General features: G+C 71.8%; 27 protein-coding genes and 1 riboswitch. Of the genes, 9 read left to right on the top strand and 18 right to left on the bottom strand.

What is annotated here, in order from left to right:
- Positions 1-122 precede the first annotated feature (122 nt).
- Positions 123-227, top strand: a riboswitch (TPP riboswitch).
- 73 nt (positions 228-300) lie between these two features.
- The 3 genes from O3438_RS29235 to O3438_RS29225 all read left to right on the top strand — a co-directional run bounded on the left by O3438_RS29235 (position 301) and on the right by O3438_RS29225 (position 3,234).
- A complete protein-coding gene (locus O3438_RS29235; RefSeq protein WP_269683792.1) occupies positions 301-888 on the top strand; it encodes an ECF transporter S component in 588 nt (195 codons plus the stop codon).
- 118 nt (positions 889-1,006) lie between these two features.
- Positions 1,007-2,437, top strand: coding sequence for an ABC transporter ATP-binding protein (locus tag O3438_RS29230; protein ID WP_269683791.1), 1,431 nt, complete (start codon positions 1,007-1,009; stop codon positions 2,435-2,437).
- On the top strand, positions 2,434-3,234 hold the full coding sequence (locus O3438_RS29225) for an energy-coupling factor transporter transmembrane component T family protein (RefSeq protein WP_269682791.1): 801 nt from the start codon (positions 2,434-2,436) through the stop codon (positions 3,232-3,234). The genes O3438_RS29230 and O3438_RS29225 overlap by 4 nt, the downstream gene beginning before the upstream one ends.
- A gap of 186 nt (positions 3,235-3,420) precedes the next feature.
- Here O3438_RS29225 and O3438_RS29220 read toward each other — a convergent pair whose 3' ends face one another.
- Entirely contained in the window at positions 3,421-3,918 is a 498-nt protein-coding gene (locus O3438_RS29220; protein WP_269682790.1) for a hypothetical protein, read from the bottom strand.
- 290 nt (positions 3,919-4,208) lie between these two features.
- Here O3438_RS29220 and O3438_RS29215 point away from each other — a divergent pair, with 290 nt between their 5' ends.
- Together O3438_RS29215 and gndA are read left to right on the top strand one after the other, a co-directional pair.
- Positions 4,209-4,505 carry a thiamine-binding protein gene (locus tag O3438_RS29215; RefSeq protein WP_269682789.1) on the top strand — a complete coding sequence of 99 codons (297 nt, stop codon included), beginning with the start codon at positions 4,209-4,211 and terminating at the stop codon, positions 4,503-4,505.
- Between the two features lie 131 nt (positions 4,506-4,636).
- A complete protein-coding gene (gndA, locus tag O3438_RS29210; RefSeq protein WP_269682788.1) occupies positions 4,637-6,079 on the top strand; it encodes an NADP-dependent phosphogluconate dehydrogenase in 1,443 nt (480 codons plus the stop codon).
- 208 nt (positions 6,080-6,287) lie between these two features.
- Here gndA and O3438_RS29205 read toward each other — a convergent pair whose 3' ends face one another.
- The 5 genes from O3438_RS29205 to recO all read right to left on the bottom strand — a co-directional run bounded on the left by O3438_RS29205 (position 6,288) and on the right by recO (position 9,505).
- Entirely contained in the window at positions 6,288-7,049 is a 762-nt protein-coding gene (locus O3438_RS29205; RefSeq protein WP_269682787.1) for a pirin family protein, read from the bottom strand.
- Entirely contained in the window at positions 7,046-7,273 is a 228-nt protein-coding gene (locus O3438_RS29200) for a thioredoxin reductase (protein WP_088988091.1), read from the bottom strand. Before O3438_RS29200 ends, O3438_RS29205 begins: the two co-directional genes overlap by 4 nt.
- A gap of 293 nt (positions 7,274-7,566) precedes the next feature.
- Complete coding sequence (locus tag O3438_RS29195; protein ID WP_269682786.1) at positions 7,567-7,752, bottom strand: hypothetical protein; 186 nt, start codon at positions 7,750-7,752, stop codon at positions 7,567-7,569.
- A 66-nt stretch (positions 7,753-7,818) separates the two neighbouring features.
- Positions 7,819-8,634: an isoprenyl transferase gene (locus O3438_RS29190; RefSeq protein ID WP_145779421.1), complete on the bottom strand. Its 816-nt coding sequence runs from the start codon at positions 8,632-8,634 to the stop codon at positions 7,819-7,821.
- A 4-nt stretch (positions 8,635-8,638) separates the two neighbouring features.
- Positions 8,639-9,505, bottom strand: coding sequence for a DNA repair protein RecO (gene recO / locus O3438_RS29185; protein ID WP_145779420.1), 867 nt, complete (start codon positions 9,503-9,505; stop codon positions 8,639-8,641).
- A 102-nt stretch (positions 9,506-9,607) separates the two neighbouring features.
- Between recO and O3438_RS29180 the strand changes: the two genes are divergently transcribed.
- On the top strand, positions 9,608-10,414 hold the full coding sequence (locus O3438_RS29180) for a DUF4097 family beta strand repeat-containing protein (protein WP_269682785.1): 807 nt from the start codon (positions 9,608-9,610) through the stop codon (positions 10,412-10,414).
- On the opposite strand, the gene O3438_RS29175 is transcribed toward O3438_RS29180, so the two are convergent.
- The 8 genes from O3438_RS29175 to O3438_RS29140 all read right to left on the bottom strand — a co-directional run bounded on the left by O3438_RS29175 (position 10,401) and on the right by O3438_RS29140 (position 17,913).
- A complete protein-coding gene (locus O3438_RS29175; protein ID WP_269682784.1) occupies positions 10,401-11,468 on the bottom strand; it encodes an acyltransferase family protein in 1,068 nt (355 codons plus the stop codon). The two genes, O3438_RS29180 and O3438_RS29175, sit on opposite strands and share 14 nt — an antisense overlap.
- Before the next feature lie 189 nt (positions 11,469-11,657).
- Complete coding sequence (gene era, locus O3438_RS29170; RefSeq protein WP_442929747.1) at positions 11,658-12,554, bottom strand: GTPase Era; 897 nt, start codon at positions 12,552-12,554, stop codon at positions 11,658-11,660.
- Positions 12,555-12,559: 5 nt separating this feature from the next.
- A complete protein-coding gene (locus O3438_RS29165) occupies positions 12,560-12,946 on the bottom strand; it encodes a cytidine deaminase (RefSeq protein WP_269682782.1) in 387 nt (128 codons plus the stop codon).
- A complete protein-coding gene (locus O3438_RS29160; RefSeq protein WP_332367502.1) occupies positions 12,939-14,435 on the bottom strand; it encodes a hemolysin family protein in 1,497 nt (498 codons plus the stop codon). Before O3438_RS29160 ends, O3438_RS29165 begins: the two co-directional genes overlap by 8 nt.
- Positions 14,411-14,884 carry an rRNA maturation RNase YbeY gene (ybeY, locus tag O3438_RS29155; RefSeq protein WP_088988085.1) on the bottom strand — a complete coding sequence of 158 codons (474 nt, stop codon included), beginning with the start codon at positions 14,882-14,884 and terminating at the stop codon, positions 14,411-14,413. Before ybeY ends, O3438_RS29160 begins: the two co-directional genes overlap by 25 nt.
- Before the next feature lie 15 nt (positions 14,885-14,899).
- On the bottom strand, positions 14,900-15,958 hold the full coding sequence (locus tag O3438_RS29150; protein ID WP_269682781.1) for a PhoH family protein: 1,059 nt from the start codon (positions 15,956-15,958) through the stop codon (positions 14,900-14,902).
- Positions 15,959-16,088: 130 nt separating this feature from the next.
- The gene (locus O3438_RS29145; RefSeq protein ID WP_269682780.1) at positions 16,089-17,477 is read right to left on the bottom strand and encodes a serine hydrolase domain-containing protein; all 1,389 of its coding nucleotides are present in this window, start codon (positions 17,475-17,477) and stop codon (positions 16,089-16,091) included.
- Between the two features lie 76 nt (positions 17,478-17,553).
- Positions 17,554-17,913, bottom strand: a complete 360-nt coding sequence (locus O3438_RS29140; protein WP_088988083.1) for a histidine triad nucleotide-binding protein — start codon at positions 17,911-17,913, stop codon at positions 17,554-17,556.
- A 46-nt stretch (positions 17,914-17,959) separates the two neighbouring features.
- Between O3438_RS29140 and O3438_RS29135 the strand changes: the two genes are divergently transcribed.
- Positions 17,960-18,721, top strand: coding sequence for an SDR family NAD(P)-dependent oxidoreductase (locus tag O3438_RS29135; protein ID WP_269682779.1), 762 nt, complete (start codon positions 17,960-17,962; stop codon positions 18,719-18,721).
- Positions 18,722-18,793: 72 nt separating this feature from the next.
- Positions 18,794-19,705, top strand: a complete 912-nt coding sequence (gene ppk2 / locus O3438_RS29130; protein ID WP_269682778.1) for a polyphosphate kinase 2 — start codon at positions 18,794-18,796, stop codon at positions 19,703-19,705.
- 4 nt (positions 19,706-19,709) lie between these two features.
- Here the strand turns inward: ppk2 and O3438_RS29125 are convergent, their stop codons facing one another.
- From O3438_RS29125 to hrcA, 3 genes are all read right to left on the bottom strand, one after another.
- Positions 19,710-20,444, bottom strand: a complete 735-nt coding sequence (locus O3438_RS29125; protein ID WP_269682777.1) for a 16S rRNA (uracil(1498)-N(3))-methyltransferase — start codon at positions 20,442-20,444, stop codon at positions 19,710-19,712.
- A 1-nt stretch (position 20,445) separates the two neighbouring features.
- The gene (gene dnaJ / locus O3438_RS29120; protein WP_030491782.1) at positions 20,446-21,591 is read right to left on the bottom strand and encodes a molecular chaperone DnaJ; all 1,146 of its coding nucleotides are present in this window, start codon (positions 21,589-21,591) and stop codon (positions 20,446-20,448) included.
- A 71-nt stretch (positions 21,592-21,662) separates the two neighbouring features.
- The gene (gene hrcA, locus O3438_RS29115; RefSeq protein ID WP_130403671.1) at positions 21,663-22,685 is read right to left on the bottom strand and encodes a heat-inducible transcriptional repressor HrcA; all 1,023 of its coding nucleotides are present in this window, start codon (positions 22,683-22,685) and stop codon (positions 21,663-21,665) included.
- A gap of 226 nt (positions 22,686-22,911) precedes the next feature.
- Between hrcA and O3438_RS29110 the strand changes: the two genes are divergently transcribed.
- A complete protein-coding gene (locus O3438_RS29110) occupies positions 22,912-23,541 on the top strand; it encodes a DUF4870 domain-containing protein (RefSeq protein WP_269682776.1) in 630 nt (209 codons plus the stop codon).
- A 39-nt stretch (positions 23,542-23,580) separates the two neighbouring features.
- On the opposite strand, the gene hemW is transcribed toward O3438_RS29110, so the two are convergent.
- On the bottom strand, positions 23,581-24,804 hold the full coding sequence (gene hemW / locus O3438_RS29105) for a radical SAM family heme chaperone HemW (RefSeq protein ID WP_269683790.1): 1,224 nt from the start codon (positions 24,802-24,804) through the stop codon (positions 23,581-23,583).
- Positions 24,805-24,820: the final 16 nt, after the last annotated feature.

Genomic DNA, 24,820 nt, shown 5'->3' with positions numbered 1-24,820 from the left:
GGCATCACCGTAAGGGGTCCCGCACTTCGCCGGGACCCCTTACGCTGCATTACCCATAACTGCGTTCCGACGCCCATTTAAGTGACAACGAGTCACCCATGCTAGCCTTCGGGAGACAACTTCACATCCGACAGGGGAGCGCACAGCGCTGAGAGTGCGGGCACGCCCGCAGACCCTCGAACCTGATCTGGGTAATGCCAGCGCAGGGAGTTCGGTCGACCTCCAGCCGCGCCGCAGTCCGGTGCCACCGGACGCGGCGTGCGTCTTCTCCTGGTTCGTTCACTGAACTGGGAGCACAGCATGGACAACACCACAAACCGTTGGCGCACCATCGACATCATCATCGCGTCGGTGTTCGGGGTCGCCTTCGGCGTCATCTTCTGGGCTTGGGGCCTGTTGTGGTCTGCGACAGAGGGGGCCTTCACCTTCTTCCCGCCGGCTCAGGCTCTGCTGTACGGCGTCTGGCTGCTGCCCGGCGTGCTGGGCGGCCTGGTGATCAGAAGACCCGGCGCGGCCTTCTACTGCGAGTTCCTCGCCGCCCTCGTGTCCGTACTCCTGGGCAGCCAATGGGGCCTGGTCGCCGTCATGCAGGGCGCCTTCCAGGGGGTCGGCGCCGAGCTGGGATTCGCTGCCTTCCGGTACCGATCGTTTCGCCTTCCCGCGCCCGTCCTTTCCGGCACGCTGGCCGGCCTGGCTGCCGCGATCTTCGATCAGGTTCGGTACTACAGCGAACTAGATTTTCTCAGCTTCCGGCTGCCCATCCTCGTCATCACGATCGTCAGCGCCACCGTGATCGCCGGCCTCGGCGGCTGGCTGCTCACCCGGGCCTTGGCCGACACCGGCGTCCTGGACCGCTTCCCGGCAGGCCGCAACCGCGCCCTCATCTGACCCGCCCACTCGCGTCGATCATGAGGTTGACAGGCGGATGGATCGCCAGAACCACGTCAACCTCATGATCGACCGTTCACAGGGTGGGGCACGGGGTTTAAGAGGGGCGGGTTCGGTGGTGGGCGGAGTACTGCTGCGGGGGTTCGGCTGGCGGCACGCTGGGCGGCGGGCCTGGGCTCTGCGTGGGGTCGACCTGCGGGTCGAGGTCGGCGAACGGGTTTTGCTGCTCGGCCCCTCGGGGGCCGGCAAGAGCACCCTGCTCAGCGCGCTGGCCGGGCTGCTCCCCGAAGACTCCGGTGAGCAGGAGGGCATCGTCGAGATCGACGGGCTCGACCCCCGCAAGGGACGGGAGCGCGTCGGCATCGTCTTCCAGGACCCGGAAACCCAACTGGTGATGGCGCGCTGCGGCGACGACGTCGCCTTCGGGCTGGAGAACCGGGGTGTGCCGACCGACGAGATCTGGCCCCGGGTGGACGAGGCGCTGCACCGCGTCGGCTTCCCGTACCCCCGGGACCGCAACACGGCAGCGCTCTCCGGCGGCGAGAAGCAACGCCTCGCCCTGGCCGGCGCGCTCGCCCTCCGCCCCGGCCTGCTGCTGCTCGACGAGCCGACCGCCAACCTCGACCCGGCCGGGGCCGAGCTGATCCGGCAGGCGGTGGCCGGCGCGCTGGACTCCGACACCACACTGATCCTGGTCGAGCACCGGGTCGCCGAGGCGCTGCCACTGGTCGACCGGGTGGTGGTCCTGGCACCCGGCGGCGGGGTCCGCGCGGACGGCACACCCGAAGCCGTCTTCGCCGCCCACGGCGCCGCCCTGGCCGCCGAAGGGGTGTGGGTGCCGGGTCACCCCGTCGCGCCCCGCCCGGCCACCGCCGCGGCCGGGGAGCTGTTGCTCACCGCCGACCGGCTCGGCCTGCCACCCCGGCTGGCCTCCACCGACCTTCGGGTACGCGCCGGCGAGGCGCTCGCCGTCCGCGGACCCAACGGCGTCGGCAAGTCCACCCTGGCGTTGCTGCTGGGCGGGCTGCTCCGGCCGGGCACGGGGCGGGTCACCGCGTCCGCCGAGTTGGCCGGCGCGGACCACCGCACTCCCCCGCACCGCTGGCGCGCCCCCGCCCTGGCCCGCCGGATCGGCTCGGTCTTCCAGGACCCGGAGCACCAGTTCGTCACGAGCACTGTCTTCGACGAGCTGGCGCTCGGCCCCCGCCGGACCGGTCAACCCGAGTCGGCCGTCAGGGAGACAGTGGCCGAACTGCTGGAACGGCTGCGGCTGGCCCGACTCGCCGCTGCCAACCCGTACACCCTCTCTGGTGGTGAGGCGCGGCGGCTGAGCGTGGCGACCGCCCTGGCCACCGCGCCCCGCCTGTTGATCTGCGACGAACCCACCTTCGGTCAGGACCGGCGGACCTGGCGGGAGCTGGTCGACCTCTTCGCCGACCTGCGCGACGCCGGACACGGCGTCGTCGCAGTCACCCACGACGCGGACTTCGTCGCCGCGCTCGCCGACCGCAGCGTCACCCTACGGGCGACCCCGGGCGACGACCGATGATCGGCATCGAGCCGGTCGCCGCGCCCGGTGCAACACTGGCCCGCCGTAACCCGGTGGCGAAGCTCGCCGCCGCCCTGATCTTCTCGTTCACCCTGCTGGCCACTCTGGACCCGGTGGCGCCGGCGATAGCCATCGCGCTCGAACTCGCCGTGCTGCCGCTGTTCGGCATCCGCTACCGGGTGCTGGCGCGACGGGCCTGGCCACTGCTCCTCAGCGCCGTCGGCATCCTGGTCACCCTGGTGCTCTTCGCCGCCGACCGGTCCGGCCGGGTCCTGCTGGACGCGGGACCGGTGTTCGTGAGCACCGGCGTGCTGCTCACCGCGCTCGGCCTGGTGCTGCGGGTCTTCGCGGTGGCCCTGCCCGGTGTGATCGTCTTCGCGACCACCGACCCCACCGACCTGGCCGACGCCTTGATCCAGAACGCGAAAGCGCCGGCCCGGTTCGCCATCGGAGCGCTCGCCGCGTTCCGGCTGGTGCCGCTGCTCGGTCAGGAGTGGCAGATGATCAGCATGGCGCGGCGGGCACGGGGCGTCGACGCGGGACGCAACCCTTTCGCCAAGCTGCGACTGTTCGCCTCCACCGCGTTCGCGCTGCTGGTCGGGGCGATCCGCCGGGGCACCCGGCTGGCAGTGGCGATGGACGCGCGTGGCTTCGACGCCGGTACGCCCCGAACCGTGGCCCGCCGCCAGCACTTCACCCGCACCGACTGGCTCCTCGTCGCCGGCGCGGCAGCCCTGGCCGGGGCGGCCCTGGCCACGAGCGTCCTCCTCGGCACCTTCCGCCCCCTGATCGGCTGAGCGCGCCGCTCCGCCGCCTGGGCGCCCGCCCGCCGCCCGCCCCGCCGCCCGCCGCTGGCCACCCGCCGCCAAGATCCGCGCAACAACAGGATGTAGTGGCCTCGTTGGCGGAGGAGGCCACTACATCCCTGATATTGCTGCCACGTCCTGGCGCCCCCGCTCCGTGGGGGGCGCCGGGACGTCCGATCAGCTGCGGCGGAAGGCGTAGCGGCGGGTCTGGCCGGCCTGTTGGCTGCGGCCGCCGCCCGAGCGACCGCCGCGGCCCTGGGGCGGTCCGGCCGTCGGTGCCGCCGGTCGCCCGGCAGACTTCGGCAGGTCTCCCACCGCCGGGGCGTCGACTGCCGCGGGCACGTCGATCGACGTCGTCAGCTCATCGAGCGCCGCCGCCGACTCGACCCGCACCGCCGGCTCCGCCGACATCGCCGGCTCGACCAGGACCGCAGGCAGCGTCGGCTCCGCCAGCACCGCCGGCAGCGTCGGCTCCGCCAGCACCGCCGGCAGCGTCGGCTCCGCCAGCACCGCCCGCGACGCCGAGTCGGCCGGCACTGCCCGCTCGGCGTGGACCGCCGGCTCGACCGCGAGGTCGACGTCGGGGCGGGTTGCTCGGGGACGGCCGTGCTCGGTCGTCGGGTTGGTGCCGAGCGGTGTTCTACGGGACTTTTTCGGATTGCGCCTGGCAGGCATGCGGGCCTCCTTCAATGCCGACCGGAACGGCCGGTCCCGCGCGCCGGCGGCCGGTCGGATCGGCTGGTGAACGTCGCAATGCGACGGCCGAACGGTGGAGGGACTGCTCGCCGGGATCGGACACAGCCAGCGCCGCCGAACGGCGGAGGGGACATGCGGACGCCCGCGAGCGCACGGACCGCGGCGCGGGGCGGCGGGCCGGCTCGGAAGAGGGGGCGTCAGTAACGCATGTCCGTACCCTAACGGCCGCCCGACGGGACGCGCACCCGATTTAATGGCACGATCGGCACATGCTGATCGCGTTCTCGATCACCCCGCTCGGTGGCGACGACTCCGTCGGTGACCTGGTCGCCGAGGCGGTGCGGGTGGTCCGGGCGTCCGGCCTGCCCAACCGGACCGATGCCATGTTCACCACCGTCGAGGGCGAGTGGGACGAGGTGATGGCGGTGGTGAAGCGCGCTGTCGACGTCGTCGCCGCACGGGCGCCCCGGGTGAGCGTGGTACTCAAGGCCGACGTCCGGCCCGGGGTCACCGACGCGCTCACCGGCAAGGTCGCCCGGGTCGAAGCCCGTCTCGCCGAGGGTTGACCGGTCACGCCGCCACCATCGGCAGCTTCGCGACCACCCCGCGTATCAGAGGGTGGATCACTGGTCCCGGATCGGCCCACATCACGATAGGTTCGGAACGCCAATAGTGGTGACGAGAGGTGGCGGCACGGATGGCTGAGCAGGCGAAGGCACAGATCGGTGTGACCGGGCTGGCGGTGATGGGTCGCAACGTGGCCCGCAACCTGGCCCGCAACGGCTTCACGGTGGCAGTGCACAACCGGTCGCCGGAGCGCACCCGCAGCCTGGTCGCGGAGCACGGCGACGAGGGCACCTTCGTGCCGGGCGAGACGATGGCCGACTTCGTGGCGTCACTGGAACGACCTCGCGCGGTCATCGTCATGGTCAAGGCCGGTGCGCCGACCGACGCGGTGATCGACGAGTTGGTGCCGCTGCTGGACGAGGGCGACATCATCGTCGACTGCGGCAACGCCCACTTCGCCGACACCCGCCGTCGAGAGGAGGCGCTGCGCGCGCAAGGGCTGCACTTCAGCGGCACCGGCGTCTCCGGTGGTGAGGAGGGCGCGCTGCTCGGCCCGAGCATCATGCCGGGCGGCTCCACCGAGTCGTATGCCAAGCTCGGGCCGATGTTCGAGAAGATCGCCGCGCAGGTGGACGGTGTGCCGTGCTGCATGCACGTCGGGCCGGACGGCGCCGGGCACTTCGTCAAGATGGTGCACAACGGCATCGAGTACGCCGACATGCAGCTCATCGCCGAGGCGTACGACCTGCTCCGCTCCGGTCTGGACGCCAAGCCGGCGGAGATCGCGGAGATCTTCCGCGACTGGAACGACGGCGAGTTGGGGTCGTTCCTCATCGAGATCACCGCCGACGTGCTCGCGCACACCGACGCGGAGACCGGCCGACCGTTCGTGGACATCGTGCAGGACCGGGCCGAGCAGAAGGGCACCGGTCGGTGGACCGTGCAGAGCGCCCTGGACCTGGGCATCCCGATCACCGGGATCGCCGAGGCCACCTTCGCCCGCTCGCTGTCCGGGCACGTCGACCAGCGGGAGGCGGCCCGCCGGGCATTCCCCGACGCGGGTGAGAAGTGGCAGGTCACCGACCGGGAGGCGTTCGTCGAGGACGTCCGTCGGGCGCTGCTCGCCTCAAAGATCGTCGCGTACGCGCAGGGCTTCGACCACATCCGGGCCGGCAGCCAGGAGTACGACTGGGACATCGACCTCGGCGGCACGGCGACGATCTGGCGGGGCGGCTGCATCATCCGGGCCCGCTTCCTCGACCGCATCCGCGAGGCGTACGACCAGCAGCCCGACCTGCCGACGCTGCTTGTCGCACCGTACTTCGCCGACGCCGTCGCCGCCGGTGTGCCGAGCTGGCGACGGGTGGTGGGCGACGCGACCCGGGCCGGTGTGCCGACGCCCGCGTTCTCGTCGTCGCTGGCGTACTTCGACGCGCTGCGCGCCGAGCGGCTGCCCGCCGCGCTGATCCAGGGCCTGCGGGACAACTTCGGCGCGCACACCTACCAGCGGGTGGACCGGGACGGCTCGTTCCACACCACCTGGGCCGCCGACCGCACCGAGTCGCCGGCGTAAACAAGCCCACGGCCCACGGCCCACGGCATGATCGTGCTCGATCCCTGATGTAGTGGCCTCCTGATGATGGGAGGCCACTACATCCATGTTCGAGCACGATCATGGGATCCACGCCAACGGTGGCCGCGCTGCCGCTCACCCGGCGAGCACGGCAGGCGAGCACGGCAGGCGAGGCAGCACGGCAGGCGACACGTGCGCATGCCCCCGGTCAGTTGATCGTGGCGTGCATCTCCCAGACGAGGATCTCGGCCGGTTCGTCGGCGGTGACGCGTCGGCCGCCGGTCATGGTCAGCCGGGCCGCGTCACCGGTGCCGAGTGGCCCGCTGCCCTCCAGGGTGACGGTGCCGTCGGGCACGTACAGGTGCACGAAGGGCGCGTCGGGGATGGTGACCTCGTCGCCGGGGGCGAGTCGGGCGGCGTGCAGCGTCGCGTACCGGTTGCGGATCCGGATCGCGGACGCGCCGTCGTAGCGGTCCATCCCGGAGGCGATCGGCACCAGGCCGCCACGGAGCAGCTCGTCCTCGATTTCCAGTTGCTCATAGCCGGGGTCGACGCCCTGCTCGTCCGGGAGCACCCACATCTGCACGAAGTGGACCGGATCGCTGTGCGGTTCCTGGTTGTTGAGCCGCCAGGCGTCGTTCTTCTCCGAGTGCAGGATCCCGGTGCCGGCGCTCATCCGCTGCGCCAGCCCCGGGTAGATCACCCCGGAGTGCCCGGTGGAGTCCTGGTGCACCAGGGAGCCGCGGAGCACCCAGGTGACGATCTCCATGTCCTCGTGCGGGTGGGTCTCGAAGCCGGCGCCCGGCCGGACCACGTCGTCGTTGTTGACCAGCAGCAGACCGTGGTGGGTGTTGGCCGGGTCGTAGTGCCGGGAGAACGAGAACGAGTGCTTCGAGTCCAGCCAGGAGATCTGGGTGGCAAAGCGGTCGTCGGCGCGACGGACGTCCACTGCGGGGGCTGGCGCGGTCACCAGGCACGCTGCCCGGCGTCGGGGGTCGACGGCGCCCAGGTCAGGGCCGGTTCTCCGGTGGCCAGTTCGGCGATCTCGCCGGTCCGGAGTTGCGGTGTGTGGCCGAACTCGGCGCAGTGCTGCTCGGCGATCTCGGCACAGATGTCAGCCACCTGCTCGCAGATCGGGTCACCCAGATCGGCCGCGTTCAACGCCATGATCATCTTGAACCGGAGATCCCGCATGCGCACTCCAACCGCCGTCGGCCCGCCACTTTCGGACCCTACCCGCCGCCAGTGCCCCGCATCCCGGAACAGCAGAGCAGCGCCCTCTGATCCACACGAGGTCGGCGATGTGGGGGTGTCACCTCACCGGGATACCCCCACATCGCCGACCCGGAGTAGATCACCGCTCCACCGCGCCGCCGCGCCGCCGCACCGACACAGCGCCGCACCGACACAGCGCCGCTCCAACGCGGCGCCGCACAGCAACGCAAGCGCCGCCCGCAGGATCGCGGGCGGCGCCAGGGGTGTCGGGGTCAGAAGAAACGGCGGCGCTTGGCCTGCTGGGGGCGGATCAGGTCGGCACCCTTGGTCAGGAGCCGGGTCGCTCCGGAGGGACCACGGCGGGCCTCCAGGGTGTGGCTGAGTCGGCGGGCACCGGCAGCCGCGAGTGGCACCGCGACCGCCATCACCGCCCACTGGGCAATGCGCTTCTGGATCATGTGGGTTCACCTCCGTCAGTAGCTTCTGACATCACTGATACCCAGTGTGACGTGCGGGTAAGCGCGTCAGCTCAGAACCGGGGCGACCGGGTTGGGCAGCGCCCCGCCGAAGCGGCGGTCCCGCTGCGCGAACAGCTCGCACGCGTACCAGAGGTGGCGGCGGTCGAAGTCGGGCCAGAGCGTGTCCAGGAAGACCAACTCGGCGTACGCGGTCTGCCAGAGCAGGAAGTTGGAAATCCGTTCCTCCCCGGAGGGGCGCAGGAACAGGTCCACCTCCGGGATCTCCGGGTGGTAGAGGTACTTCGCGACGGTCTTCTCGGTGACCTTCGCCGGGTCCAGTCGACCGGCAGCCACGTCCCGGGCGATCGCCGCGGCGGCGTCGCCGATCTCGGCCTGCCCGCCGTAGTTGACGCAGAACTGCAGGGTCAGCGTGGAGTTGCCCTGGGACATCTCCTCGGCGGTCTGCAACTCGGAGATGACGCTCTTCCACAACCGCCCGGGTCGACCCGACCAGACCACCCGGACGCCGAGGTCGACCAACTGGTCGCGGCGACGACGGATGACGTCCCGGTTGAACCCCATCAGGAACCGGACCTCGTCCGGCGAGCGCCGCCAGTTCTCGGTGGAGAACGCGTACGCCGACAGGTACGGGATGCCCATCTCGATGGCACCCTCGATGGTGTCGAAGAGGCTGTGCTCCCCCGCCTCGTGCCCCTTGGTGCGGGGCAGCCCGCGGTCCTTGGCCCACCGACCGTTGCCGTCCATCACCACCGCCACGTGCTTCGGCACCGCCCCGGCGGGCAGCGCCGGCGGCCGGGCGCCGGACGGGTGTGGGGTCGGCGGCGTCGGCTCGCGCCGGCTGGCCTTCTTCGATCGGATCACTCGGTCACTCCCTGTTCGCGCCGTCCGCCCCGGCCTCGACGTCGCCACGTGGCCGGAGCACCACGGCCCCGGCGCCTTCCGGTGGCGAGGCCGCGCCGGCCGCCGAGGGACCCCGGTCGACCAGCGGCAGCGAGCGTAGCGCGCGTTCCAGGTGCCACTGCAGGTGAGCCGCGACGAGCCCGCTGCACTCCCGGCGTACCCCGGTGTCGGTGGCGTCGGCGAGCACCCAGTCGCCGGTGGTCAGCGCGGACATCAGGTCGATGGTGGCCGGCGCGGGGTGGGCCGCGCCGGGTGGTCGACAGTCCGGGCAGACCGCGCCGCCGGCCGGCACCGAGAACGCCCGGTGCCGACCCGGCGTGCCGCAGACGGCGCAGGCGATCAGCGCCGGCGCCCAACCGGCGAGGGCCATCCCCCGCAGGAGGTACGCGTCGAGCACCAGGGTGGTGGCGTGCTCGCCCCGGGACAGCGCCTTCAGCGCGCCCAGGGTGAGCTGGAACAGCCGTAGCGACGGCTCCCGCTCCACCGGGGTCAACCGTTCGGCGGTCTCGGCGATCGCGCTGGCCGCCGTGTATCGCGGATAGTCCCCCAGGAACCGTTTGCCGTACAGATCGATGCCCTCGACCTGGCTGACGGTGTGCAGCGCGCTGCCGTGGTTGCCCTTCGGGTCACCGGCGAGCTGAAGGTCGACGTGGCCGAACGGTTCCAGCCGGGCGCCGAACTTGCTCATGGTGCGGCGGACCCCTCGGGCCACCGCCCGCAGCCGGCCGTGTCGACGGGTGAGCAGTGTGATGATCCGGTCGGACTCGCCGAGTTTCTGCACACGCAGCACCACCGCGTCGTCGCGGTAGAGCTGTCGGCGGTACCCGGCCATCGGGCCATTCTCCCTCGGGGTGTGAAATCAGGGTTGGTTCGGGGTGGATGCGCGGAGTAACCCCGATGCGCGCGGCTCTTCACCGGCCGTAGCGTGCTGGCCATGGCAATGCAACCGACCACCGGCGGTCTCCGTCGCCGCGTCACCGCCCCCGTCGCCCTGGGGCTGGCAACCACTCTCATCGTGCTTGCCGGGTGTGACAACCTGGCCATGCGTCGGCTCGACTACGACGACACCGAGCCGGTGCAGATCACCAGCATCCGGGTGCTGCCGGGTTCCGGCGACGTGGTCGTCCGGGGCACCGGCACGGCGGCGGAGGCGCGGATCAAGCGGGTGGTGCGCTACCAGGGTGGCGAGCCCCGGGCCCGGTACGAGATCAAGGGCAGCGAGCTGGTGCTGGACACCAACTGTGGCGACCGGTGCAGCGTCTCCTACGAGGTGACGGTGCCGGAGGGCGTGGCCCTCCAGGGCGAGTCCGGTTCCGGCGACGTGGAGCTGAGCAAGGTCGGTGCGGTGGAGCTTCGGCTGGGCTCGGGTGACGTGCGGGTCGTCGACGCGAGCGGCAAGGTCGAGGTGGAGACCGGTTCCGGAAACATCGACGTGAGCGAGGTCAGCGGGGCCGTCCGCCTGCGCGCCGGGTCCGGTGACATCACCGCACGGCGGCTCGGTGGCACGACGGATGCCGAGGCCGGCTCCGGCAATGTCACCGTCGAGCTGGACAAACCGGCTGCGGCGCGGGCGCACGCGTCCAGCGGCGACGTGATGTTGCTGGTGCCGCCGGGCAGTTACCGGGTGCGTTCCGGCGCGGACTCCGGTGACGCGCGGGTCACCGTCGCCGACGACCCGGCCGCGTCGCTGGTGCTCGACGGTTCGGCCGGCAGCGGCAACGTGACGATCAGCCAGCGTTGACGTCGACGGTGGCCTGCTCCCCGGCCGGCCGTTGGGCGGGCACCATCGCCGGTCGGCTCGGGCCACCGGGGATCACCTCCGGGCGACGGCGGGCGGCGACGTCCTCGACCCAGCCGACGGCGAGGGTGACCAGGCCGACCAGCGCGAAGACCAGCAACACCCGGATGGCCAGCCCCACCGGATCCTGGTGGGACCAGCCCACCACGTCGACCAGCGGAGTGAGCGCCACCACGAACGGCATGTGCCAGAGGTAGATGGTGAGCGCCCTCCGGTTGACCACCGTCACCGCCCGGTCGGCCAGCCGGCTCCGGCCCAGCCACTCCACCCCGGAGGGAGCCCGACCGAGGACGACCAGGATGAACGCGGCCGACCACAGGGCATTGCCCAGGTGGTTGTCGTTCAGGTCGTAGCCGCGGGGGCCCGGATGCCCGACGATCCAGGCGCCGCCGCCCACCGCGAGGGCGATCGCCGCCGGGTACAACACCCGGCCGGAGAGCCGGCGCAGCATCCCGGCGTGGTGGGCGAAGCCCAGCATCCACGCTCCGAAGTACAGCCCGAACTCGCGCAGCACCGGTGGCGCCGGGTAGATCCCCGCCTCGATCGCCACCAGGAGGAGGTACGGGGCGAGCAGGGTTGGCAGCGGGGCACGCCGGAAGAGCCAGAACGCGACAGGTGAGGCGAGCACGAACCACAGGTAGTCGCGGAGGTACCAGATGACGCTCAGGGCCAGGGCGCCCCAGTCGTTGGCCGGTGGGTCGGCGATCGGGAACAGCCACAGCAGCACCCGAGGGCTCACCGGCAACCCGCTGAGCAGCATCGCCGGCACGAAAACCGCCGCGAGCACCCACAGCGACGGCAGCAGCCGACGCAGCCGACGTCCGACCGCCGCCGGCCCGGAGCGGGTGAGCGACGCGGCCATCAACGAACCGGCCAGCGCGAACATCACCGACATGGCGGGGAAGACGAGGGTGAGGGTCGCCCACCCGGTGACGTGGTAGACGACCACTCGGACGATGGCCAGGAAACGGAGCACGTCGAGGTACCTGTTGCGCATCAGCCTGCATCTCGGTCGGGGACGCTTGGCGTAGTTCCCCTACCCTGCGCGGTGCCCGCGCGAAACGGACAACACCCCCGACCGAACGTGAATCTTTCCACCGACACGACCGAAGACGATCATGGGGTACGGCGACAGCCGTACCCCGTGATCGCCGGCCTGATCGGCCGGCTGGTTCGTGCGGTGGGATCAGAAGCCCAGCTTGCGCAGCTGCCTCGGGTCGCGTTGCCAGTCCTTCGCCACCCGTACGTGCAGGTCGAGATAGACCCGGCCGCCCAGCAGCTCCTCGATCTGCCGACGGGCGTTGGTGCCGACCTCCTTGAGCCGGCTCGCCTTGTGACCGAGAACGATGGCCTTCTGGCTGGGCCGCTCCACGTACAGGTCGGCGTAGATCTTCATGACCTGCCCCTCGGGGATCATCTCCTCGACCACCACGGCGATGGAGTGCGGCAGCTCGTCACGGACCCCCTCCAGCGCGGCCTCACGGATCAGCTCCGCGACGAGAACCTGCTCGGGGTCGTCGGTCAGCATGTCGTCCGGGTAGAGCTGCGGCGACGGCGGCAGATACTTCGTCATCACGTCGACCAGAGTGTCCACCTGGTGCCCGGCCACGGCGCTCACCGGCACGATCTCGGCGAAGTCTCCCATCTTGCTGACCGCGAGCAACTGCTCGGCCAACTGGCGCTTGTCCACCAGGTCGGTCTTGGTGACCACCGCCAGCACCGTCGCCTTCAACTCGGCCAACTCGCAGGTGATGAACTTGTCACCGCGTCCGACCGGCTCGTTCGCCGGGACGCAGAGGCCGATCACGTCGACCTCCGTCCAGGTGGACCGGACCAGGTCGTTGAGGCGTTCGCCGAGCAGCGTCCGAGGGCGGTGCAGGCCCGGGGTGTCGACCAGGACCAGCTGCGACTCCGGGCGGTGCAGCACGGCCCGGATGACGTGCCGGGTGGTCTGCGGCTTGTTCGAGGTGATCGCGATCTTGGTGCCGACGATGGCGTTGGTCAGCGTCGACTTGCCCGCGTTGGGCCGACCGACGAAACAACCGAAACCGGCCCGGTACGGCCGCGTCTCCGGGTCCTGCACGGGGCTCACTGGGTCACCGTGCCGAGGACCGTGCCGTCGGGTGCGGCAACGTGGATCGGGGCGTCGGCCGCGAGGTCGCGTACCGCCGCGTGACCGGCGCCGTCCAGCGTCGACGCCTCGGTCACCACCACCGCGGCCTCCAGCCGGCTCGCCCCGGCCGCCACCGCCGACGCGACCGCCAACTGCAACGCGGTGAGGGTCAGCGAGGGCAGCGCGACACTTGCCGCCGCGTACGTCCGCCCGTCCTGATCCCGGACCGCGGCGCCCTCCACGGCACCGACCCGCGCGCGGGCGCCCCGGGCCAGGACGACGAGCTTGCCGTCCTCGGCGCTCAACTCGGCCGCCGCGGTGGGAGTGGGTCGGGCGGTGGGCGCGGCGGGTGTGTCAGGCATCGGCGGATTGCCTCTCGTCGTCTCGGTAGTTGTCCGTGTCGTCCCCGGGGCCGGCGTGCTCGCGGCGCCCCGAGGTGTCCTTCTCATGCCGCCCCGCGCTGCCCTGCTCGCCGCGCCCCGCGGTGTCGTGTTCGTGCCGTCCCGCGATGTCGTGTTCGTGGCCCGGCTCGACCCTGCTGACCAGGACGGTGTCGATCCGGTTTCGCCGGCCGGTGGTGCCCTCGGCGACCAACCGGAGGCCGGCGACCTCGACCTCCGCGCCGGGGATCGGCACCCGCCCCAGCGACTGGGCGAGCAGGCCACCGACCGTCTCCACCTCGTCGGTGGGCAGGTCGGTGTCGAACATCTCGCCCAGGTTCTCCACCGGCAGGCGGGCGGTCACCCGCACCGAGGAGTCCGCCAGACGTTCGACGGGCGGGCGTTCGACATCGTACTCGTCGGTGATCTCACCGACGATCTCCTCCAGGATGTCCTCGATGGTGACCAGACCGCCGGTGCCGCCGTACTCGTCGACGACGATGACCAGGTGGTTGCGGGCCGCCTGCATCTCCGACAGCAGGTCGTCGACCGGCTTGGACTCCGGCACGAAGGTCGCCGGGCGCATCAACTCGGCCACCGGCAACTGCTCGGCCTGCGGGTCGCCGCCCCGGGAACGACGGATCAGGTCCTTGAGGTAGAGCACACCCAACACGTCGTCGACGCTCTCGCCGATCACCGGAATGCGGGAGAAACCGGAGCGTAGGAAGAGCACCAGCGCCTGCGCGAGCGTCTTGCCCTCCTCGATCCACACCATCTCCGTACGCGGCACCATCACCTCGCGGGCGATGGTGTCGCCGAGCGCGAAGACCGAGTGGATCATCTGACGTTCGCCGTGCTCGACCACGCCGCGCTGCTCGGCCAGGTCGACGAGCTCCCGCAGCTCCACCTGGGTGGCGAACGGCCCCTCCCGGAAGCCGCGCCCCGGGGTGACCGCGTTGCCGATCAGGATCAGCAACGACGCGAGCGGGTTGAGCGCCCGGCCCAGCCAGCGGACCATCGGCGCGACCGCTCGACCCACGGCGTACGCGTGCTGCCGGCCGATGGTGCGCGGCGCGACGCCGACCACCACGAAGCTGACCACCGTCATCGCGCCGGCGGTCACCAGTGCGGCCCGCCAGCCCGCGCCGAAGCTGTCGACCGCGACCAACGCGACGAGCGTGGTGGCGGTCAACTCGGCGAGCAGTCGCAGGAGCAGGAGCAGGTTGAGGTGCCGGACGACGTCGCCGGCGACGACCTGAAGGGTCTTGGCACCACGCACACCGTCGCGGGCCAGCTCGGCGGCCCGGGCCGGCGAGACCGCGGCGAGAGCCGCCTCGGTCATCGCGATCAGGCCGGCCAACACCACCAGGCCGGCCGCGAAGACGATCAGCTGCAGGTCAGGTAGGCCGGCGGTGGCACCGGCCGCGAGTAACGGAGGAGTGGACATCACTGGGTGCGGGTCGACCGCCAGCTGGCCAGCAGTCGGGCCTGGAGCCCGAACATCTCCCGCTCCTCCTCCGGCTCGGCGTGGTCGTAACCGAGCAGGTGCAGCACCCCGTGCACGGTGAGCAGGTGCAGCTCGTCGGCGGGCGTGTGCCCGGCCGTCGCCGCCTGCTTGGCCGCCACCTCGGGGCACAGCACGATGTCGCCGAGCAGGGCCGGCTCGCCACCGGCCGGCGCGGACTCACCCGGGCCGTGGTCGACGCTGCCCTCGTCCATGGGGAAGGCGAGCACGTCGGTCGGCCCGTCGCCGCCCATCCAGTGGTGGTTCAGCTCGGTCATGTATTCGACGTCGACCAGCAGCACGGACAGCTCGGCGAGGGGGTTGACCCCCATCTCGTCGAGGGCGTGCCGGGCGACGGCGAGCACGGCGTCGGTGTCGACGTCGACACCGGACTCGTTGGCGATCTCGATGGACAACTGCGTTCCTCTGCTTTAGCGGCGGCGGCCGGCCCGGCCGCCCTGGGCGGGTCGCCCGGGCACGGCGTGGACGCCCTGTGCCTGCTGGTTCTCCCGCTCGGCGTCCCAGCGGGCGTACGCGTCGACGATCTCCCCGACCAGCCGGTGGCGAACCACGTCGGAGCTGGACAACTGGGCGAAGTGCACGTCCTCGACGTTTTCCAGGATCTCGCGGACCACCCGCAGACCGCTGGTCGTCCCGCCGGGAAGGTCCACCTGGGTGACGTCGCCCGTGACGACGATCTTGGAGTTGAAGCCGAGTCGGGTGAGGAACATCTTCATCTGCTCGGGCGTGGTGTTCTGCGCCTCGTCCAGGATGATGAACGCGTCACTCAGCGTCCGACCACGCATGTAGGCCAACGGCGCGACCTCGATCGTCCCCTGGGCCATCAGCTTCGGGATCGTCTCCGGGTCGAGCATCTCGTGCAGCGCGTCGTAGAGCGGGCGCAGGTACGGGTCGATCTTCTCGTTGAGCGTGCCGGGCAGGAAGCCCAGCCGCTCCCCCGCCTCGACCGCCGGCCGGGTCAGGATGATCCGGTTGACCTGCTTGGCCTGCAACGCCTGGACGGCCTTCGCCATCGCCAGGTAGGTCTTGCCGGTGCCGGCCGGGCCGATGCCGAAGACGATGGTGTTCGAGTCGATGGCGTCGACGTAGCGCTTCTGACCGAGGGTCTTGGGTCGGATGGTGCGCCCGCGACGGGAGAGGATGTTGAGCGTCAGGACCTCGGCGGGCCGCTCGGCGCTGCCCTGCTCGAGCATGCCGACGGTACGCCGGACGGCGTCAGTGGTCAGGGTCTCGCCTTTCTCGATGAGTTCGAGCAGCTCGCTGAAGACCCGCTCGGCGAGGGCGTTGTCCGCGGGGTCACCGGTGATGGTGATCTCGTTGCCGCGGACGTGCACGTCACTGTTGACCGAGCGTTCGACGAGTCGGAGGATCTCGTCGCCTGCGCCGAGCAGATTGACCATGATCTTCGAGTCGGGCACGGTGATCCTGGTCTGCACCCGGGGCGGGCCGGGAGGTGGGGTGCCGGTCATAGGTCGGGCCGAAGGGCCCTGCGCCACCTGCTCTCGATCTCGGCGCCGACCTGCTGGCCGGCGTGCGGACGTTACACCCATCGTATCCGTTCGACGCGGGCCGCATCGCGCCCATTTCCGCTGGCCGCGATCAACGCCCGGCCCGGAAGTCGTACCGGTCGAAGGTCTCCTGGTGGCGGGTGAACCGGTACGTCGCCCAGTGCATCCGGACCACCACGCCGGCCTCGTCCCGGGTCAGTCGCAGCAGCTCGCCGACCTCCCGACCGGAGGCCGTGCGGAACACGTCCGGCTGCTCCGGTAGGGGCTCGAAAACCGCCGGCGGACGGCCGGCCGGGTCCCCCACCCCACGGGCCCGCAGGGATCCGTCGTGCCAGGAGAAGACGTACTCGGAACCCTCCCCCCACCAGCGGCCGAGCACGCCGCGCAGGGCCGCCGGCGCGGGCACCCCCGGCCGCCACGGCGCGATGTCGGCCGGGTCCCGCTCGACCGCCGCGCCGAGCAGCCGGTGCGTCAGGTCGAACAGTTCGGCCGCCGTACCGGACGAGCCGAGCACCGCGGCGCCCATCGCACCGGCCGTGCCGTCGCCTCCCCGCCGGCCGTAGACACCGGCGAGGAAACCGGGCATCGCCCCGTCGTGCCCCACGTGCACCACCCGTTCCCCCTGCGGGATCAGGATCAGCCCGAGCCCGAAGCCCGCGCCCCAGAGCGTCTCGTCGGTGGTGGTCACCGGCCAGCGCATCTCGTCCAGCGTCGCGGGGGCGAGCACCGCGCCGGCCGGGTCCAGCGCCACCGGGTCGGCCAGGAACGCCGCCCACCGCGCCATGTCGGTGGCGGTGCTCCAGAGCTGCGCGGCCGGGCCGACAGCGCCGAAGTCGGTCGGTGGCTCCGGGTGCGCCTCGTCGGAGTACGCGTCGACCAGGAACCCGGTGGCCGCCGTCGGCCGGGGGGTCACAGTGGTGTCGGTCAGCCCGAGCGGCGTCAGGATCCGCTCGGTGAGCGCCTGCGCCCAGCTCTCGCCGCGCAGCCGGGCGACGAGTTGGCCGAGCACGGCCATGCCCAGGTTGGAGTAGTGGAACCGGCGGCCCGTCGGCAGCACCCGCTCGGCCCGGACCAGCTCCGCCACCAACTGGTCGTCGTCCGGTGCGCGCAGGCTGTCCCACACGTCGCCGAACGGCTCGCGTTGCAGGCCGGCGGTGTGCGACAGCAACCGGCGCACGGTCAGCTCGCCGTATGCGGGCAGGTCCAGGTGCCGGCCGACCGGGTCGTCCAGGTCCAGCAGCCCGTCGTCGCGGCACTGGAGGGTGAGCGCCGCGGTGAAGGTCTTCGTCACCGAGCCGATCCGGAACTGGGTGTCCGGCGTCAACGGGCTGTCGGTCCCGGTCTCACCGACGGTGCAGGTCCAGAGCGGCCGGTCGGCCCGGTGCAGCGCCACCGACACCGCCGGCACCCGGGCGTCGGCCTGCACCTGCCGGACGAGTCGACCCAGGTGCTCGTGCACGCGCCTGTCGGGTTCGCTCACGCCGTCACTCCGCTTCGCTGCGTGCCGCCATGAGACACCTCCGCACCGAGCCCGATGATTCGCTCGCTGCGCTCGCTCATGCCAGGTCCCGGGCGAGCATCGGGCCGAGCGGCGCACCACCGAGCAGGTGCGCGTGCACGTGGAACACCTCCTGCCCGCCGTACGCGCCGGTGTTGAACATCAACCGGAAACCGTCGCCGAGCAGACCCTCGTCCTCGGCCACGGCGGCGGACGTCGCCAGCACGTCGGCGGCCAGCGCCGGGTCACCCTGCGCGAGGGTGGCGACGTCGGCGTAGTGCTCCTTCGGAATGACCAGGACGTGCACCGGCGCCTTCGGGTCGATGTCGCGGAAGGCGAGCGTGGTGTCGGTCTCCCGGACCACGGTGGCCGGGATCTCCCCGGCGACGATGCGGCAGAACAGGCAGTCGGATCCCATCGGGGCAGTGTAAGGACGAGCTCGCGGCTCGGGCAGGATGGCCGGCATGACGGATCGGGCGGTACTCGTGACCGGAGCCTCGCGCGGGATCGGCGCCGCCGTGGCGCGGGCGTTCGCGGAGAGCGGCGACCGGGTGGCCATCCACCACCGCGACTCCGCCGACGCGGCCGAGGAGGTGCGCGGGCGACTCCCCGGCGCGGGGCACGTGGTGGTCCGCGCGGACCTCACCGACCCGGACGCGGTCCGGGCCATGGTGGACCGGGCCGCCGAGGCGCTCGGCGGGTTGGACGTCCTGGTGAACAACGCCGGGACGTACGGCGACCGGGACGACCCGCACCCGATCTTCGGCGCCTCGTACGAGGAGTGGCAGAAGCGTTGGCGGCAGGTGCTGGAGACCAACCTGACCGGTGCCGGCAACGTCATCTGCTGCGCTGCCCAGCACATGCGCGACAGTGGCGGCCGGATCGTCAACGTCTCGTCCCGGGGCGCGTTCCGCGGCGAGCCGCACCAGCCGGCGTACGGTGCCAGCAAGGCGGGGCTGAACGCGTTGGGTCAGTCCCTCGCCGTGGCGCTCGCGCCGTACGGCATCAGTGTCGCCACGGTCGCGCCGGGCTTCGTGGCGACGGACATGGTCACCGAGTACCTGCACGGTGAGCAGGGCGCGGCGATCCGGGCGCAGAGCCCGTTCGACCGGGTGGGCCGACCGGAGGAGATCGCGGCCGCGGTGCACTGGCTGGCCTCGCCGCAGGCCGAGTGGACGTCCGGCACGATCGTCGACCTCAACGGCGCCTCCTACCTGCGCAGCTGATCCCGCGCTCGGCGGCACATCACCTGGCCGAACAGGTGGTTCGGGGTGCGCGGGCGGGTAAGGGCCTTCGACATGGCCGACTCCGCGTTGCTGGACCTCACTGCCGACTACCGGGTGGCCGACGGCCACGACGACGACCCCGTCCTACTCCGACCCGACGGGACGCCCGTCGAGACCTGGCGTGAGGACTACCCGTACGACGAACGGATGGACCGCGACGAGTACGACCGCGACAAGCGGCTGCTCCAGATCGAGCTGTTGAAGCTCCAGGACTGGATCAAGGAGTCCGGAGAGCGGCTGCTGATCATCTTCGAGGGCCGGGACGCGGCCGGCAAGGGCGGCACCATCAAGCGCTTCATGGAGCACCTCAACCCGCGCGGCGCGTCCGTGGTGGCACTCGCCAAGCCGGACGAACGGGAAGCCGGCCAGTGGTACTTCCAGCGGTGGCTGGCGCACCTGCCGGCGGCCGGTGAGATCGTGCTGTTCGACAGGTCCTGGTACAACAGGGCCGGCGTCGAGCGGGTGATGGGCTTCTGTGGTCGCAAGGAGTACCTGGAGTTCCTGCGTCAGGCCCCGGAGTTGGAGCGGATGCTGGTGCGCTCGGGCATCCGGTTGGTCAAGTTCTGGTTCTCCGTCTCCCAGAACGAGCAGCGCACCCGGTTCGCGATCCGCCAGGTCGACCCGGTCCGGCAGTGGAAGCTGTCCCCGATGGACATCGCCTCGCTGGACCGCTGGGACGACTACACGGAGGCCAAGGAGGCCATGTTCTTCTGGACCGACACGGCCGACGCGCCGTGGACTGTGGTGAAGAGCAACGACAAGAAGCGGGCCCGACTGGAGGCCATGCGACACGTGCTGAACCGCTTCGACTACGCCGGCAAGGATCCCGAGGTGGTCGGCACACCGGACCCGCAGATCATCGGAAACGCCGGGCTGGACCTGGGGCCGGAGGAGGAGGTCGTGCCGGTGTTCCCGAGGCCCTGAACGGTCACCAGCGGCCGAGGCGGGTGGCGAGCACGCTGAGCGCGGCCACGCCGGCGGTCGAGGTGCGCAGCACTGCCGGCCCGAGTCGCACCGCCCGGCCGCCGGCCTCGCGGAACGCGGTCAGCTCGGCCGGGGCGATGCCGCCCTCCGGGCCGACCACCAGGACGATCTCACCGGCGGTCGGCAGGTCGGCGGTGGTCAGCCGCTCGTCGGCCTCCTCGTGCAGCACGAACCCGGCGGCGGCACCGGCGATCCGACGGGCCACGGTGGCGGTCGACTCGTCGGGCGAGCCGGCCACCACCGGCAACCACGGCCGGCGGGCCTGCTTGGCTGCCTCCCGGGCGGTCGCCACCCACTTCTCCCGCGCGCGTACGCCCCGGTCACCGCGCCACTGGGTCACCGAGCGCGAGGCCGCCCACGGCACGATCTCGTCGACGCCGACCTCGGTCATCGCCTGCACCGCCAACTCGCCCCGGTCGCCCTTCGCGATGCCCTGCACGGTGACGATCCGGGGTACGGGCGCGTCCACGTACCCCCGGGAGGTGATGGTGACCTCCAGGCTGCCCCGGCCGACGGCGGTGACCACGGCGGCGGCGGTGCCGCCCCGCCCGTCGGCGAGCAGCAGCTCCTCCCCGACGCGCAGCCGCTGCACGGTGGCCGCGTGGTGCCCCTCCGGGCCGTCCAGGGTCAGCGCGTCGCCGGTGGGCAGCGCCTCGACCAGGAACAGCGGTGCGGACACCTCAGGCGTGCCCGTTGAACGCGTCGCGCATCCGGGAGAAGAAGCCGCCCTGCTTGGATAACTCGGCGACCTCCTCACCGCGGGTCTTGGCGAAGTCGCGCAGCATCTTCTCCTGGTCCGGGTCGAGCTTGGTCGGGGTCCGCACGTCCAGGTGCACGTAGAGGTCGCCCCGGCCGGTGCCGCGCAGGTGCGGTACGCCCCGGGCGCGCAGTCGCAGCGTGCTGGCCGGCTGGGTGCCGGCCTTGACGTCGACGGTCTCCTCGCTGTCCAGGGTCTTGATGGTCAGCCGGGTGCCCAGCGCCGCCGCGGTCATCGGCACGGTGACCCGGCAGTGCAGGTCGTCGCCCTTGCGGGAGTAGACGTCGTGCGGTCGCTCGTGGATCTCCACGTAGAGGTCGCCGGCGGTGCCGCCACCCGGGCCGACCTCGCCCTGCTGGGCCAGCCGGATCCGCATGCCGTCCTCGACACCGGCCGGGATCTTGACGGTCAGCGAGCGGCGGGTGCGCACCCGGCCGTCGCCGGCGCAGGTGGGGCAGGGGTGCGGGATGGTCGTGCCGTAGCCCTGGCACACCGTGCACGGCCGGGCGGAGACCACCTGGCCGAGGAAGGTGCGCTGCACCGACTGCACCTCGCCCCGACCGGCACACGCCTCGCAGGTCGCCAGGTGGGTGCCGGCGGCCGTGCCGGCGCCGGAGCAGGTGGTGCAGAGCACTGCGGTGTCGACGGTGATCGGCGCCTCGACGCCGAACGCCGTCTCGTGCAGGTCGAGTTCGAGTCGCAGGATGGCGTCGGCGCCCGGACGGGTACGCGGGCGCGGGCCACGGGCGTTGCCCCCGGCTCCGCCGAAGAACGCGTCCATGATGTCCTGGAAACCGACGAACGGGCCGGCGCCGCCGGGACCACCGGGGCCTCCCGCGCCACCGCCGCCCGGGGCGAGCGGGTCGCCACCCAGGTCGACGATCTGCCGCTTCCGGTCGTCCGAGAGGACCTCGTACGCGGCGTTGATGTCCTTGAACTTCTCCTGAGCCTCCGGGTCCGGATTGACGTCCGGGTGGAACTGGCGCGCCAGCTTGCGGTAGGCGCGCTTGATCTCGTCATCGGAGGCTTCCCGGCTCACACCGAGAATGCCGTAGTAGTCCCTGGCCACTGCGTTCCGTGTCCTCATGTTCGTCTCGCGTTGCGCCGATCCGGCAGCCGCCGGCCGTCGGCCCTGACTGGTCAGTTCTGGGCCAGCAACTCGCCCACGTAGCGTGCCACGGCGCGCACCGTGGCGATGTTGCCGGGGTAGTCCATCCGGGTGGGCCCCAGCACCCCCAGACCGCCGACGATCGTCGCGCCCGGGCCGTAGCCGGTGCTGACCACCGACGCGGCCCGCAGGTTGTCGAACTCGTTCTCGTCGCCGATCAGCACCCGGGTCGTGCTCGGCTCGGTCTCACCGATGAGCTTGAGGAGCACGACCTCCTCCTCCAGGGCCTCGAGGATCGGCCGCAGGGAACCCTGGAAGTCGAGCAGGCCACCCCGGGTGAGGTTCGCGGTGCCGGCCAGCGCGATGCGTTCCTCGTGCCGCTCGACGAGCGTCTCGAGCAACACCGTGGAGAGCATCGTCATCATCGGCCGCAGCTGGGCCGGTGCCTCCTCGACCAATGCCTGCACCAGTGGTGGCGTGTCGGACAGCCGGGCTCCGGCCAGCTTCTCGTTGACCAGCCGACGCAGGTCGGTGACGTCGTCGGCGGGCACCGGCCCGGGCAGCTCCACCAGCCGCTGCTCCACCCGCCCGGTGTCGGCGATCATGACGAGCATCAGCCGGGTGGTGGAGATCGGCACCAGCTCCAGGTGCCGCACCGAGGATCGGGCCAGCGACGGGTACTGCACGACGGCCACCTGCCGCGTCAACTGGGCGAGCAGCCGCACCGTGCGGTGCACCACGTCGTCGAGGTCCACCGCCCCGACCAGGAAGCGCTCGATGGCCCGGCGCTCGGCCGGGCTGAGCGGCTTGACCCGGGACAACCGGTCGACGAAGAGTCGGTAACCGCGGTCGGTGGGCACCCGGCCGGCACTCGTGTGCGGTTGCCGGATGTAACCCTCCTCCTCCAGCACGGCCATGTCGTTGCGGACCGTGGCCGGGGAGACCCCGAGCTGGTGCCGCTCGACCAGCGCCTTGCTGCCAACCGGCTCCTGGGTGGAGACGTAGTCCTCGACGATGGCGCGGAGCACGGCGAGTTTGCGGTCGTCGAGACCCATCCTCCGCACCTCCTGTCGCACGTCGGCCGCCGGCTTCCTGAGCCGGCCGGGCCGTCCTGGCACTCGACTGTAGCGAGTGCCAGTCTACGTCGAGGTACCCGTCGACGCGATGATCAACGGCGGCCCGTCGGTGCGGCCCGCGCCACCCCGCCGGACCCGAACGGCCCACACTGCCGGGAGGTGTTGCTCTGGTGCGGCGTTGCCAGATGCCCCTACCGTGACATCCATGACTGAACCTCCTCGCCCTCCCGGCGCGGGTGACCCCGGCAACTACCCGCCGGAGCCGACCTCCCCGGGTTCGTACCCGTCGGCCGAGCCACCCACCGCACCACTGTCCGGGGCACCCGGCCCGGGCGGCTATCCCCCGCCCGGTGGCTATCCGCCGCCCACCGGTGACCAACCGCCGTCAGGCGGCTACCCTCCGGCGGGCGGCTACCCTCCGCCCGGGGGCTATCCCCCGCCCGGCGGCTACCCGACCGGCGGCGCGTACGGCGGCCCCGGCGGCGGCTTCGCCAACAACGAGGACAAGACCTGGGCGCTCGTCGCGCACTTCGGCGGCGCCGCCGGCATGATCATCAGCGGCGGCGTGCTCGGCTGGATCGGCCCGCTGGTCGCCATGCTGGCCCGGGGCAACCAGTCCCCCACCGTGCGGACGCACGCCGTGGCGGCGCTGAACTTCCAGCTCATCTGGTCGATCGTCGGCCTGATCGGCTGGGTGCTGTCCTGCATCCTGATCGGCTTCATCGGGGTCGGCGCGGCCATCATCCTCGGTGCCGTGTTCGGCATCATCGCCGGCATCAAGGCCAACGAGGGACAGCTCTACCGCTACCCGCTCTCGGCGAGCTTCGTCAAGTGAGACCTCGGGCCGGCCGCTCCCCCGGCCGGCCCGCCCCGCTCAGGGCAGCAGGTCGCGCACGACGGCGTCGGCGAGCAGCCGCCCGCGCAACGTGAGCACGGCCCGGCCGGCCGCGTACTCGTCGGCGGCCAGCAGGCCGTCGGCCAGCGCCCGCTCGGCGCCCGCCCGGCCGGCGGCGTCGAGCACTGTCAACGGCAGTCCGCTGGCGAGGCGCAGCCGCAACATCACGTCCTCCATGTGCGCCTCGTCGGCAGTGAGCACCTCCCGGGCGAGGCCCGGAGACGCGCCGGCGGCCAGCCGCTGGGCGTACGCGGAGGGGTGTTTGACGTTCCACCACCGCACGCCGCCGACGTGGCTGTGTGCTCCCGGCCCCAGCCCCCACCAGTCCGCCCCGGTCCAGTAGAGCAGGTTGTGCCGGCACCGGGCCTCGTCGGTGGCCGCCCAGTTGGAGACCTCGTACCAGGAGAGTCCGGCCGCGTCGAGCGCGGCCTCCGCAGCCAGGTAGCGGTCCGCGGCCACGTCGTCACTGGGGTACGCCAGCTCGCCGCGCTTCATCCGGGCGGCGAGCCGGGTACCGTCCTCGACGATCAGCGCGTACGCGCTCACGTGGTCCACCCCGGCGGCCACCACCTGCTCCAACGAGGCGGCGAAGTCCTCGGCCCGCTCGCCCGGCGTCCCGTAGATCAGGTCCAGGTTCACGTGCTCGAACCCGGCGTCGCGGGCTTCCAGAGCGGCGGCGGTGGCCCGGCCGGCGCTGTGTTTGCGGTCCAGGATCGCCAGCACCCCCGGCGACGCGGACTGCATGCCCAGCGAGATCCGGGTGTAGCCGGCGGCCCGCAGCAGCTTCAACGATTCCGGCGTGACCGACTCCGGGTTCGCTTCGGTGGTCACCTCGGCGTCGGCGGCCAACCCCCAGGTGCGGTCGATGCCGTCGAGGATGCGGGCCAGGTCGTCGGCGGGGAGCAGGGTGGGCGTACCGCCGCCGACGAAGACGGTGTCGACCCGGGGCGGTGGGCTGTCGCCCAGCACCCGCGTGGCGAGCGCCAGCTCGGCCAGGACGGTGTCGGCGTACCCGTCGCGGCTCGCGCCGCCGCCGAGCTCGGCGGCCGTGTAGGTGTTGAAGTCGCAGTAGCCGCAGCGACTGGCGCAGAACGGCACGTGGACGTACACGCCGAAGCCGCGCGCGCCGACCGCCGTGGTGGCGGTGGCGGGCAGCGATCCGTCGACGGGGACGGTCTCACCATCTGGAAGGACGCCGGGCATGGCCACTAGTGTGCCC

This window comes from Micromonospora sp. WMMC250, from assembly GCF_027460215.1.
Classification (GTDB): domain Bacteria; phylum Actinomycetota; class Actinomycetes; order Mycobacteriales; family Micromonosporaceae; genus Micromonospora; species Micromonospora taraxaci.
This window is presented reverse-complemented; position numbering and strand designations above follow the sequence as displayed.